This window comes from Kitasatospora sp. NPDC057542, from assembly GCF_042801945.1.
In the GTDB taxonomy this organism is placed as follows: domain Bacteria; phylum Actinomycetota; class Actinomycetes; order Streptomycetales; family Streptomycetaceae; genus Kitasatospora.
Genome location: NZ_JBHVFE010000284.1, coordinates 1 through 11585, shown reverse-complemented (window position 1 = coordinate 11585; position 11585 = coordinate 1). Strand labels below are relative to the sequence as shown.

At 69.9% G+C, this 11585-nt stretch carries 9 protein-coding genes and 1 pseudogene; 1 reads left to right on the top strand and 9 read right to left on the bottom strand.

Annotation, left to right across the window (positions count from 1 at the left end; all coding sequences use genetic code 11):
* Positions 1 to 1137, bottom strand: a pseudogene (locus tag ACFU7Y_RS29095) (hypothetical protein); the annotation flags it as partial.
* 121 nt (positions 1138 to 1258) lie between these two features.
* Positions 1259 to 2362 carry a phosphotransferase gene (locus tag ACFU7Y_RS29090; RefSeq protein WP_380770173.1) on the bottom strand — a complete coding sequence of 368 codons (1104 nt, stop codon included), beginning with the start codon at positions 2360 to 2362 and terminating at the stop codon, positions 1259 to 1261.
* 349 nt (positions 2363 to 2711) lie between these two features.
* Here ACFU7Y_RS29090 and ACFU7Y_RS29085 point away from each other — a divergent pair, with 349 nt between their 5' ends.
* Complete coding sequence (locus ACFU7Y_RS29085; RefSeq protein WP_380770172.1) at positions 2712 to 3101, top strand: hypothetical protein; 390 nt, start codon at positions 2712 to 2714, stop codon at positions 3099 to 3101.
* A gap of 80 nt (positions 3102 to 3181) precedes the next feature.
* On the opposite strand, the gene ACFU7Y_RS29080 is transcribed toward ACFU7Y_RS29085, so the two are convergent.
* From ACFU7Y_RS29080 to ACFU7Y_RS29050, 7 genes are all read right to left on the bottom strand, one after another.
* Positions 3182 to 4183 (bottom strand): thioesterase domain-containing protein, encoded by a 1002-nt coding sequence (locus ACFU7Y_RS29080; protein WP_380770171.1) that lies wholly within the window; start codon positions 4181 to 4183, stop codon positions 3182 to 3184.
* Positions 4180 to 5205 carry a beta-ketoacyl synthase N-terminal-like domain-containing protein gene (locus ACFU7Y_RS29075; protein ID WP_380770170.1) on the bottom strand — a complete coding sequence of 342 codons (1026 nt, stop codon included), beginning with the start codon at positions 5203 to 5205 and terminating at the stop codon, positions 4180 to 4182. The genes ACFU7Y_RS29080 and ACFU7Y_RS29075 overlap by 4 nt, the downstream gene beginning before the upstream one ends.
* Positions 5202 to 6338, bottom strand: a complete 1137-nt coding sequence (locus ACFU7Y_RS29070) for a beta-ketoacyl synthase N-terminal-like domain-containing protein (RefSeq protein ID WP_380770169.1) — start codon at positions 6336 to 6338, stop codon at positions 5202 to 5204. Before ACFU7Y_RS29070 ends, ACFU7Y_RS29075 begins: the two co-directional genes overlap by 4 nt.
* Positions 6335 to 8110: an AMP-binding protein gene (locus ACFU7Y_RS29065; RefSeq protein WP_380770168.1), complete on the bottom strand. Its 1776-nt coding sequence runs from the start codon at positions 8108 to 8110 to the stop codon at positions 6335 to 6337. The genes ACFU7Y_RS29070 and ACFU7Y_RS29065 overlap by 4 nt, the downstream gene beginning before the upstream one ends.
* A gap of 153 nt (positions 8111 to 8263) precedes the next feature.
* Entirely contained in the window at positions 8264 to 9040 is a 777-nt protein-coding gene (locus tag ACFU7Y_RS29060) for a nucleoside 2-deoxyribosyltransferase (protein WP_380770167.1), read from the bottom strand.
* A gap of 94 nt (positions 9041 to 9134) precedes the next feature.
* Positions 9135 to 9854 (bottom strand): uracil-DNA glycosylase family protein, encoded by a 720-nt coding sequence (locus ACFU7Y_RS29055; RefSeq protein ID WP_380770166.1) that lies wholly within the window; start codon positions 9852 to 9854, stop codon positions 9135 to 9137.
* 126 nt (positions 9855 to 9980) lie between these two features.
* On the bottom strand, positions 9981 to 11225 hold the full coding sequence (locus ACFU7Y_RS29050) for a methyltransferase domain-containing protein (RefSeq protein WP_380770165.1): 1245 nt from the start codon (positions 11223 to 11225) through the stop codon (positions 9981 to 9983).
* Between the last annotated feature and the right edge of the window lie 360 nt (positions 11226 to 11585).

Genomic DNA, 11585 nt, shown 5'->3' with positions numbered 1-11585 from the left:
GGGCCCGAGCGGGACCGTGGGGGTGAGGTCCTCGCTGACCACGAGCGCGGGCGCCACGGCGAACGTGACCGGGACCAGCGGGTGCCGCAGCACTGTGGCCGCGGCGCGGGCGGCGTCGCCGAAGATCCCCGGCGGCACCCATTCCACGATCACGTTCCGGGTGCTGTCGGGCGTGCGCAGCCGGACGGCGGCCCGGGCGGGTGAGCGGTGGCGCACACCCGGCCACGGGGTCAGGACGGAGTTCTCCCGCCCGGGCACGAGGGCGTCCAGGACCGGCGGCCGGTGGGCGCCGGGCCACTGGGCGTGGGCCTCGAGGTAAGCGGCCAGGGCGTCGGGGTCGAGGCGGCGGGTCGACTGCCACTGTCCGCGCAGCAGCATGGTGACCGCGACCCCCGCCTGGCGCAGCGGTTGCACGTCGGCAGTGGCGAAGACCGGCACCAGCACCTCGGCCCCGGGCAGGTCCCGGGCCAGAGCCAGCAGCGTGCGGCCGGTCAGCGGCGGATCGTCCACCAGCAGCACCCGCCGGTGGCCGGTGTCGTGGTGCTCGCCGGGCCGCACACTCGTCACCTGCACGTCGACGCCGGCGGCTTCCAGGCGGGCGGCGACGAGCGGGGCCAGGTACGCCCCGCCGGTGCGCACGCCCTTGAACCGTCCGACCTCGGCGCCCTGCTTGGCGCGTCCGTAGGCGCGGCGGTGGGTGGGGTCGATGTCCACGAACGCCACCTGGTCCAGGCCCGGCAGTAGCGGGGTGTCTCGCGCGAGGCGGGCGAGGAAGTCCCGGTGCACCGAGTGGAGTTGGCGGTTGTGCCCGTGTGTGAACGCGCGCAGAAAGGTGCCCAGGGTGGAGGGCGCGCGTACCCCGCCGAACAGCCGGCCCATCGCGCCGTACCGCAGCCGGCCGGTGTCGTCGATGGAGTCGGCCCCGGCGCACATCGCCGCGACCAGGGTCATCGCCTTCGCGGCCGGGTTGGCACCGGCGCTGTTGCCGGCACCGCCGATCTGCAGCCGCTCGCCGACCAGGCCGGGAAGCCCGACGCGCTCGGCCAGGCGGACCAGCGGGACCAGTCCCGCGTCCGCGATCAGGTTCGGCTCGTCGAACGCGGCGGAGGGGACGGCGCGGTTGTGGGAGGATTTCACTTACGAGGTGCCTTGCTGATCGGGCGGACGGAAGCGTAGAGAACTCCCATCCTCCCAGCTCAGCAGGCACCTCTCTGCGTCAACCCCTCACCGCGCAAGTCGCCGCCCGGTGGATCCGGGCTCAGCGAAGAGCGTCGCGCAGGGCCGCCTCCAGAGCAGGCAGCTGCTCCAGCAGGGTCAGAGCTGCCTCGTGCCGTGCCAGCGCGTAGGACTCGAGTGCGGCATCGACGAGGTGGGGTCGTTCCACGGGTGCCGACAGCGGAAAGGCCGAGCAGAGCATGGCTGCACAGCCGACGCGAAGCGAGGACAGGAGGTCGTCTGGGGATGCCGTGGGGTTGGCGTCTCGATAGGCGAGGGCGAGGTCGGTGTATCCCTTGAGCCACCTCTCGACGCCGTAGGACTGGAAGCTCTTGGGGTCACAGCCAAGGCGCATGATTTCCCAGGCGAGGTAGTCGGGTGTGGGTGGTCCGAAGTCCACGATCGCGGCGACGTCGTCGTCCTTCAGCAGGACGTTGGGGCCGGCCAGGTCGCCGTGCATGACCTGGACCGTCAGCGGTGGAAGTGAAGCGAGGATGCGCTCGACGTCCCCCAGGACGGCGTGTCGCTCACGCGCCGCCCGTAGAGCCCATGTCTCGAACTCCCCCAGCCTGGGCCTGTGCTGGTACGCGAGAATCAGCCTGTCGAAGCGGGCACGGGCGGTGGCTACGTCGCACACCGCGGCACCAGGCTTCAGGGTGGGCGCGGCGGCGGGGTGAGTGGCGAGTCGGCTGTGGAGACGGCCCATTGCTGCGCCGACCGCTGCCCACCGTGCACCGGTCAGGGTGCCCTCGGCAGTCTCGGTGTGCTGCACGTACGTCCATAGGGACATCAGCAGGCTGCCCTGGGTAGCGATGAGTTCGTGTGCGCGCGTGCGGGTCGCCCGCGCGGTGGCGACGCCCCCGTCAGCGGCGTACTCGGACAGCTCGACCGACGCCAGCTCCAGATCCAAGCTACTTCGAGTGCGATAGACCTTGACGAAGTGCTGACGGCCCGTCTGGTCGACGACGGCGTAGTTGTCCGTCGCGGTGCCCTCCGGGATCCGCATGATTTCTGCCGGGTGCAGTCCGTACCCGAGCACCAGCGTGTCGGCGACCGCCGTGATCTGCTCCTGCGCGCTGGGTGTGGAAGGCGCGGCGACAGTCTCGGCGGGGCTGCCGAGGCAGGGCTGGTGAGATGCGGTAGACATGGTCTCCTCGTCGAAGCGTACAGCGGTCGTGGTCAGTGAGCGGGCGGCAGACGGTCGGGTCGACCAGGGCGCAGGCGCCGGGTGCCGGTGAGGCCTTCGGCCCGGATTGTGTTTCCCTCGTTCGGGTGGTGTCGGTGCCTGAGCCCGATCCGGCACCGCCACCAGCTGGCGGCGGGGGGACCGGCCGACCAAGCCGACACCGCAGCGGGATGCCGCGGCACCGGGTAGGGATGTTCTTCGCATAGAGTTCGGGCGCGCAGGTGTGCACGTGATTTGCCGTGAGGCGATCTTGGACGCCTTCGTTCTCGTCTCCGCAGGCATCCCTCGGGCAGCACCACCAGGAGGAACCGTGTCATCCCCGCAAGTGACCACCCCCGCGGACAAGCTCGCCGAGGCGAAGAAGCAGCTGAACTTCCCTCGTATCGTCGCGATCTGCGGCTCCACCCGTTTCATGGCTGAGATGGCCGAGGCCGATCTGCGGGAGACCATGGCCGGGAGGATCGTCGTCAAGCCGGGCTGCGACCTGAAGTCGCCGCACGAGCGCTGGTCCGATCCTGTCGAGGCCGAGGCGCTGAAAGTTCGGCTCGACGAGCTGCACCGGTCGAAGATCCTGCTCGCTGATGAGGTGCTCGTGGTCGGTGACTACATCGGAGACAGCACCAGGTCCGAGATCGCCTACGCCAGGTCGCTGGGCAGGCCCGTGCGGTTCACACACCCCGAGGTCGACCCCGACGCCTGACCTGAGGGCTCGCCGCGCACCCCCGCTGGCACCCCGTTGGCGTTGATCGTCTGGCGGGTGGCGTGGTGGTGAGAGCGGGCTCAAGGAGCTGCGGAGCGCATCGCGGCCGTGATGGCGGCGGCGAGCGGCTGCTGGTGGTCCATCAAGTAGAAGTGGCCGCCGTCGTACCTCTCGTGTCCGCGGAAGTCCGTCGTGAGCCCCCGCCAGGCGACGAGCCGGTCCTCGCCGACCAGCTTGTCGTGCACGCCCGCGAATACCGACAGCGGGACGGGCAGCGGCTCGGGGCTGCGGGGAGGAGCCCAGGTGTCCACGAGTTTGAAGTCGCTGCGGAATACCGGGGCGAACTTGTGCCAGACGTCGTCGTTGTCGAGGAGCTGCGGTGGGCTGCCGCCTCCGCTCCGCAGCCAGGCGCGCAGCTCGTCGTCGGCCATCAGGTGAGGGCTGCTGTCGGCGTCGGCGTCGCCTCGCGGGGCGCCGTAGGCGGACACGCCCAGCCAGGTGGGGAGCGGGTCCCCCTGGCGCAGGAGTCGGCGGGTGAGCTGGTAGGCGATCAGCGCGCCCATGCTGTGGCCGAAGAACCCGAAGGGCCGGTCGAGCAACGGTGCGATGGCGGTGTGGAAGTAGTCGACCAGCCGGTCGCAGTCGTCGATCAGCGGCAGGGCCTGGAGGGTGCCTCGGCCGGGGGCCTCCAAGAGGCAGAGTTCCCAGCCCTCGGGGAAGTGCTCCGCCCAGCCCCGGTAGAGCAGGTGTGAGCCGCCGGCATGGTGGAGCAGGAAAACGCGCGCCGCTGGGTCGCTCACCGGCCTGGGGCGGATGAGCGGGGAGGTCGGCGTCTCGCGGGTGAGCGTCGAGGTGAGGAAGGCATGCAGCTCCGTGAGCGTGGTGGCGCCGCTGGCGGCCACGGCATTCTCCGGGACACCGAACGCGCTCTCCACCCGGGTCGAGATCTCCAGCATCAGCAGCGAGTCGATGTCGAGCTCGTGGGCGAAGTGCGCGCCGTCGGTGACCTCCTCGGGCTCGGACTCCAGCACGCTGGCTATCAGGGCGCGGAGCTCCTCGATGGTCACGCGCGTCGTGGTCATGGGTAGTGTCCTCGTTCCTGCGTCAAAGGGCGAGTGGCGGGCGGCGGGGTCAGCAGCAGGGCGGCCGTCGCGTCGTGGCGAGAGCCGCCGGCTGTGGCCAGAACGTTGCCGATGACGCCGCCCTCCAGGTAGGCGGCTGCGGCGGCGCACTGCAGGACGCCGAGCGCCCCGGACAGCGGGCCCAGCTGGGATTCCAGGTCGATCCGGCGAGTGGCTGCGAGCAGACGGCCCTCCCCGGCAGCCGCGGCCCCCGCCTCGTCCACGAGCCACAGTCCGACGGGTTCCTCCTCGGTGACGTCGGCGCCGACCAGTGCCGCGGCAAGGTTCCGGGCCCGTGCGTAGCCGCTGATCGTGGCGCGGGGCCGTGCGCCCCGGGAAGCGGCCGCGTCCGCGGGTTCCAGTACGACCGCGACCGCCGCATCGGTGGACTGCTGGCCGAGGACCTTCGCCACCACGTCGCCTGCGGGTTCGACGCCGACAACGACGGCTGCTTCGGCGCGCCCAGCGATGATGAGGTTCCGGGCCCAGGCCACGGCGTCCAGCCCGCTCGTGACGCCGTTGCAGACGGTGAGGTTGGGGCTTCGTAGCCGGTAGCGGATGGCCACCCAGCCGGCGATGACGTTGCTTGACGTCTGGGGCAGGCCCAAGGGGCTGAGACCCATGACGCCTGCCGTGGCGATGGTGTCGGCGGCCTCGCAGACGCTATCCGCGTTGCCCAGGTTGGTGCTGACCACGACGGCGGTCGAGTCGGCCGCGCCCGTGAACGTGGCGTCGGCGTCGGTCAGACCGGCGTCGTGGAGGGCGAACTCGGCCGCGCGCAGGGCGAGCCGGGACGCGCGGTCCTTGTGGCGCAGCTTGCGTCCGATGAGTCCGGTGGCCGGGTCGAAGCCGCCCTCACCCGGCAGCGGTCCGAGGAGGTCGCCGTACGTCGCGACACCGGGCAGCGCCAGGCCGATACCCGTGACGACGACCTCCGCGGCGTTCGGGCCCCTCCCGGTGCGTATGGTGCTCGTCGCGTTCATCGGGCCGCCTCCACGATTGCGACGGCGTTGATCCCTCCGAAGCCGAACGCGTCGATCTGAGCGATGGCCAGGTCACCGGAGACGGGGCCGCCCTGCACCAGGCCCAGCCCTGCGGCCTCCGGGATCGGATCGGTCAGTCCCAGGACCGGAGGTACCGTCCCGCTCTTCATGGCGAGCACCGCCATCACAAGGCTGAGCAGTCCCGAGCCGCCCAGGGTGTGTCCGGTCATCGCCTTGATGGCGGTCATCCGCGGACCGGCGCCCGCGCCCTGGAAAATCTGGCGAAGGATGCTCGCCTCCGTCGTGTCGTTGCGGGGGGTGCCGCTGCCGTGCAGCATCACCAGGTCGATGTCGCTCGCCCGCACCCCTGCTCTGCGGTAGGCGTCCAGAACTGCGCGGGTGATGCCGTCGGGGTCGGGCGCGGTGGCGTGGTGGGCGTCGCAGCCCATGGACACACCGCGCACCCGGGCGTGCACGGGCCCGCTCCCGGTGCCGGCGCGCTGGACGACGACGGCCGCCGCGCCCTCCCCCATCAGCATGCCCTTGTGCGTGACATTGAAGGGGCGAAGCGCGTCGGGGAGGTCGTTCTGCACCCGGTCGAGCGTGCCGAAGCCGCTCTCGGTGGCGGCGTCGGTGCCCGCGACGACAACCGTGTCGGCCAGGCCGGTCTCGATCATGTCGGTGGCCAGGCCGAGCGCATACAGCGAGGCGGAGCAGGCGTTGGCGAGGGTGTACGTGGTGGACGCCCCGAAGGCCGACTTCAGCGCGGTGCCGAAGTGCAGGTCCTCGAGCACGACTTCCGCGCCGTGGCGCCACCACAGTTCGAGGCTGCGCTGCTCGCGCATGGTCGTGCCGACCAGCACGGGCACCTGGGCCAGCTCCTCGCCCAGGCCCGCGTCGGCGGCCGCCTGGCGGACGACGGTGGTCAGCCAGCGGGTGGCGCGCCGCGGCAGGTCACCGCCACCGGCGGGCCGGTCGTCGATCTCGTAGGCGTAGGCCGCCCGGTACTTGTCCGGGTCGAACGCCAGCAGGGGCCTGCGGCTCTCCTGACCCGCGCACAGCGCGGCGAAGATCTCCCCGGGGGTGGCGCCGAGGTTGGCGACGGCCGCCATGCCCGTGATGTCCCAGGTCACGGTCGGGCTGCCGCCTTCCTCAGCTCGAAGGCGGCCACCTTGCCGGTCGACGTGGTCGGGAGCTCGTCCAGGAACTCCAGACGGGCGGGGCGCTTGAAGGCGGCGAGGCCGCCACGGATCGCGGCGGTCACCGCGCGCCGCACCACGGCCTCGTCGGTTCCCGGCCGGGCCACCAGGTACGCCACGGCCTGCTCCAGGCCGTTGGCGTCGCGGCCGCCGACCACCACGCAGTCCTGGACTCCGTCGACACCGCGGACGACGCTCTCGATCTCACTCGGCACGACCTTGTAGCCGCCCAGGTTGAGCACGTCATCGGCGCGGCACAGATGGGTGAACGTGCCGTCCGGCGCACGGCGCACCACGTCGCCGGTGTAGGCGCCGCCGTCGGCGAAGGTGACCGCCGCGGCCTCCGGCCGGCCGATGTAGCCCAGGGCGACGGTCGGGCCGGCGATGTGCAGCCGGCCCTGCTCCCCGTCGGCGACGGGCGTGCCGTCCGCCGCGCGGACGGTCGCGGTGATCCCGGGCACCGGGACCCCGAAGGTCCCCGGACGGTCCTCCCCCGGTGGCGTGCCGACGACGATGTAGAGGACCTCGGTCGCGCCGAGGCCGTTGAGCAGCTCGGCCTGGAAGGCGGCGCGGATCCGCTCGCTGAGCGGACCGGGCAGGTTCTCGCCCGCCGCCACGCACAGCCGCACCGAGTCGGGGGCGAGCCCCAGCCCAGCATTCAGCAGCGCCGCGTACAGCCGCGGGACGGAGAACAGCACGGTGGGCCGGTGGTGCTGCAGCGCGGCGGCGAGGGAGTGGACGTCGACGGTGCCGCTGATGAGCGCGACGCGGGCGCCGGCCGCCAGGGGGCACAGGACGGAGCTGCCGAAGCCGTAGCCGAAGGACATGCGGGCGCTGGACAGCACGGTGTCCTCGGGCGTCAGCGCCAGGACCGTGCCGACGCCGTCGGCCATGGCCGCGATCGCACCCGCCGAGTGCCGCACCCCCTTGGGCATGCCGGTGCTTCCGGAGGTGTACTGCACGAGCGCCTCGCGCTCCGAGCTCCACGCGGCCGGGGGCCCAGCTTCATGCGGGCGCCGTGCGGGGCCGGGCTCGGCCGTCGCCAGAGCAGCGCGGACGTCAGCGCCGGCGAAGCGGGTGGTCGTGGTGAACAGCTCCTCGAGGGCGCGTTGCCGCGTGGGAGCGGCTGCGTCCAGGTGCACCATCGCGGCGGCGCAGTCGACGGCGATGTAGCGGACTTCGTCGTCCGTAAGCACCGGGCTGATCACCACGGGGACGCAGCCGTGCCACCACAGACCGAGGACGGCGACCACGGTCGCCACGGAGTCGTCGGCGACCAGGAGGCCGCGGGCGCCCTCCTGCACGCCTGCTGCCCGCAGGGCGCCCGCGTACCCACGTGCTGCCTCCAGGAGGCCCGCGTAGGTGATCTCCCCGGCCTCGGGGTCGAGGTAGCTGGCCCTTTCGCCCAGGCCGGCGGAGACATGGCACGCCACCAGGAGGTCGATCAGGCCGACCCCCTGGGGGCCCGTCGCCCGCTCGCCGAGCACGGCCACCGCGGCGTCCAGGCTGGTGAAGGCTGCCGCTTCCTGCGCGGACAGGGCTCCGAACTCGCGCTCGACCGCGACCACGACCTCGACCTTCTCCAAGGAGCTCATGCCGAGTTCCTCATAGAACTGGGCACCAGGCTCGATGGCTTCCTTTTCCACCTCGAGGACAGACGCCACGATCTCTCGCAGCCTGTCGCGTGCTATGTCGATGTGTTCCACCAGCAGGAGTCCTTTTCCGTATCTTTGTAGCCGAGAAGCGGGATCGGGTTGGACAGAGAGGACGAGCAGGCGACCTGCTTCCGGGGGCTGCACCGTTCACCGAGACGCGATCCGCGAACGGGGTGGGGGGCGGCAGTCCTCAGCGCGTTGGGCTCAGGCGCCCAGGCCCACCTCGCAGGGGAAGGAGATAGACACGCCCAGGGGTTCCTCCGTGAAGATGACCCTCTTGCCGAGCGCCGACATGAAGCCGAGCTCGAAGACTGTGCCGCTTCCGACGCGACCGCCCGGGTTGCACACGACGACAGCGTCGGCCTGTCGGAACGCGTCCATGTGCACGTACTTGTGCCGCCACGTGTCGCGGTCGTTCCTCAGCAAGTCCTGGTAGTCGAAGAGGATGAAGTCGGTGCCCTCGGTTTCCGGCTTGATCCTGGTGCTGCGGGGGCTGAGCACCTCGGTGCCGGTTTCGCGCAGCCGGGCGATGGTGCCCTCGATGTCCCCCAGCCACTGCTGGAAGCTGCCGCAGACGACCGCCGTCCGGAACTCCCGCCGGATCAGGCCTTCCAGCATGTCGTTCGAACCGCATGCGGACATGCCCGTGTCCAGGTAGAACCGCTCCAGCTCGGGCCGCACGATGTGGAAGTACAGGCCCGTGTCGACGTAGACGCTGTTGACCAGCGCGGCCGCTTCCGGCGGCGGGAGCTGCTGGAAGACCCCGGTGGCGTGCACTCGCGTGCTCTTGTTGTCGATGGCCTCGGCGTACTCCTTGAGCCCGGCGCAGAACTTGCCGACGCGCTCCGCCAGCGCCTCGCCGGCGAGGCCGGCTCCGAACGGAAGCCGTTCCCTCGCGAGCAGCTGCAGCTCCCCGCCCCGGGAGCGGTGGACGCTGACGTGTTCCGGGCCGAAGTGGACCAGGATCCTGCCTTCTGACACCACTGTGCTGTTCTCCTTCTTCTCGATCCGTCGCGTTGGGAGCCCTCGGCCTTCGGGGAGTCGGCCGGGGGAGGCGCTGCGGAGGGTGCCGCGGCTAATCGCCTTCTCCGCGCAGAGCACTGAGGTACTTCTCGGTGAATTCTTCTTTTCTCCCGCCGTTGTATTGCGTGATGAAGCGAGGGTGCTCCAAGGGCACGATCTCCTCGAAGAAGCCCTGGCTCTCGTTTACGGTCGAGAGAAATTTGAAGTTTTCGCCACTGCCGATGCAGTAGCACACCGAAGTGTCCGTTCCGAATTCCAGCTGGCGCTCCAGGGCGTCCACGAGGAAGGCTCGCAGCAGCTCCAGCAGCTTCTTGCTCTCGTAGTAGTTGCAGTTGACCTCTCTTCCCTGGGGGTTCGTTCTCACCAGGCCGAGCGGGCACACAAAGCTCATGACGAAGTCGGCGTAGAACCGTGTCCGGCCCCCGTAGCGCGCGATAACGTCGTGCAGGAACCCGGCGGAGGGCCGGCTCACCGCATAGCCGCCAGCGACGTCGACTCCCGTGTCGCTTTCGAGGAGCTTCGCGTCTTCGAACGGGACCCCGGTCACGGCCGTGCCCCGCCGGGCGGGCGAGCTGCCCAGGACCAGTCGGCGGGGCCTGTCGTCGTCGTAGTACCTGCGGTAGAACGCGGTCGTCACCTCGCGGACGCGCTCCTTCTGGGGACCGCTGAAAGGGTTGACGACCCTGAATCCAGGTGGCAGTTCGAGCGTCGTGTCCGCGAGTCCCTCGTTGAACTGCAGGATGCGCTCGGCAACCGTCGTTCGCCCGTTCATTGCAGAAACCCTTCCTTCACGCTGCCACCTCCAGGCCCGTCCGGTCGCCCCGGCCGGCTGAGATCCAGCCTTCCCGCAGAACTGACGGGACGTCGCGATCGCGGCCAGCAGGACGGGACGGAAGCGTTAGACGGTGACCGCCGACAGGTAGATCTCGGTACTTGTTGGGAGCATTCGAACATCTTTGAATCCAGCGCACTCGAGCTCCGCGCCGATCAGGTTCGCCGTTTCCATTCCGCGATAGAGGTCAACGAATTCAGTTCCGGGGATGATCAGTCCCGGCACGACACAGCCCCGCTGAGCATACAGAAATCCGTTAGCCACGGAGAGGATAATCGCTGCGCCGGGCTTCAGCAATCTGTGCGCTTCCAGGGCCGCTGCAGACGTGTCGAAGAATGACGAGTTGTATGTCCTCAATGAGACATACAGATCGAAAATCTCGTCCGGCAGGGCGGACAGGTTTTCAGCGCTGGAGACGACGGTTCTCGCCAGGGGAATGCGTTCGCTAATGTTTGCGAGGCCGCTTTCCGCGATATCAGCGAAGGTGATCCGCGGGCAGTCGGAGAACAGGGCCGCTGCTTCGTGGCCGGCGCCGACGCCGACGTTGAGGATGCTGACGGCGGACAGGGGTCGTGTGGACGACCTCCTATACAACGCCATGAAGTCGTCGGCCCACCACGCGTTGGCGGTGCGGGCGTCGTACGCGTAGTCGTAGGTTCCGTACTTAGCGTCGAACGCTGCGGCCAGTGCCTCGCCTACGGCGCGATCCGCCTCCTTGTACTCGGTCCCGTACCTCTGGCCGATGAGAGAGGCGAGCGCCATCCTCCCCCGGTGCGCGTTGACGTCGTCCTTGGTCAGCGCGAAGCCCATCGACCTCAACTTGGTGGCGACGGCTTCGCTGATGCGGTGGGTGGAGTAGTGGGGGTTGCAGTCGATGCTCTGCTCGCTCGCCGCGTAGAGGTCTCGGTTCTGGTCCAGGATCTGGCGCTGGAGTTCGTCGGGGAAGCGCAGTACGTGGCCTCGCTCGGTGACGGGATCGCCGCTGAGGTAGCTCGTCAGCGCGGGGTCCGGCAGCCCGATGTAAACCCTGTCGACGCGCACTTCCTCCAAGAGCTCGGCGAGCTCGAACGACCGGTCCGCCGAGAGGGTGTTGATGGTCAGATATACGCTGTGTGCACCGGATGTTCCGAGCTCTTGCATCTTGCCCCGCAGAGTGCGGTACCAGGATGCGCCGCGCACTTCGCCCTCGAAGGCGGAGCAGATCAGCTCGTTGTGTTCAGAAACGAGCGCAACGCCGACCCGCCGACCTGACTGCGGCGCCCTTTGTGCGATGCCGATGACGTGTTTCATCCAATGGGTGGAAAAGTCCATCAAGGCTCCTTGGAGGTGACGGCACTCGGCCGCACGCAGCGATCGGGAGTCGTGCTTCGTCCCCTGCCGGTCCGGTGCAGGTGCGGTAGGCGCACTCCACTGCCGGCCCCGCGGCGATCGACCAGCACCCGGGGCGCTCAGGGGAACAAGCACACAACAAATCGCCCCCTGGCGGGAGGCACGTTAGGGGGGCACTTTTCGGGAAGGGCGGCCTCGGCCGGGCCGGCCCAGCCGGGCGTCGGCGCCCACCCTTGCTCACTCCTTCTTCGGGCAGCCTCCGACAGCAGGTTCGAGCGGCCGGAAGCATCCGGCGCCCCTGAGCGGGACGACGATGAGCGGGCGTCCGGTTCGCCGTCCGCC

What these genes read in the sequence shown, in the direction of transcription:
- ACFU7Y_RS29055 (WP_380770166.1), bottom strand. Translation starts at nt 9,854, where the DNA reads ATGAACGGGCGAACGACGGTTGCCGAGCGCATCCTGCAGTTCAACGAG.
- ACFU7Y_RS29080 (WP_380770171.1), bottom strand. Translation starts at nt 4,183, where the DNA reads ATGACCACGACGCGCGTGACCATCGAGGAGCTCCGCGCCCTGATAGCC.
- ACFU7Y_RS29075 (WP_380770170.1), bottom strand. Translation starts at nt 5,205, where the DNA reads ATGAACGCGACGAGCACCATACGCACCGGGAGGGGCCCGAACGCCGCG.
- ACFU7Y_RS29050 (WP_380770165.1), bottom strand. Translation starts at nt 11,225, where the DNA reads ATGGACTTTTCCACCCATTGGATGAAACACGTCATCGGCATCGCACAA.
- ACFU7Y_RS29090 (WP_380770173.1), bottom strand. Translation starts at nt 2,362, where the DNA reads ATGTCTACCGCATCTCACCAGCCCTGCCTCGGCAGCCCCGCCGAGACT.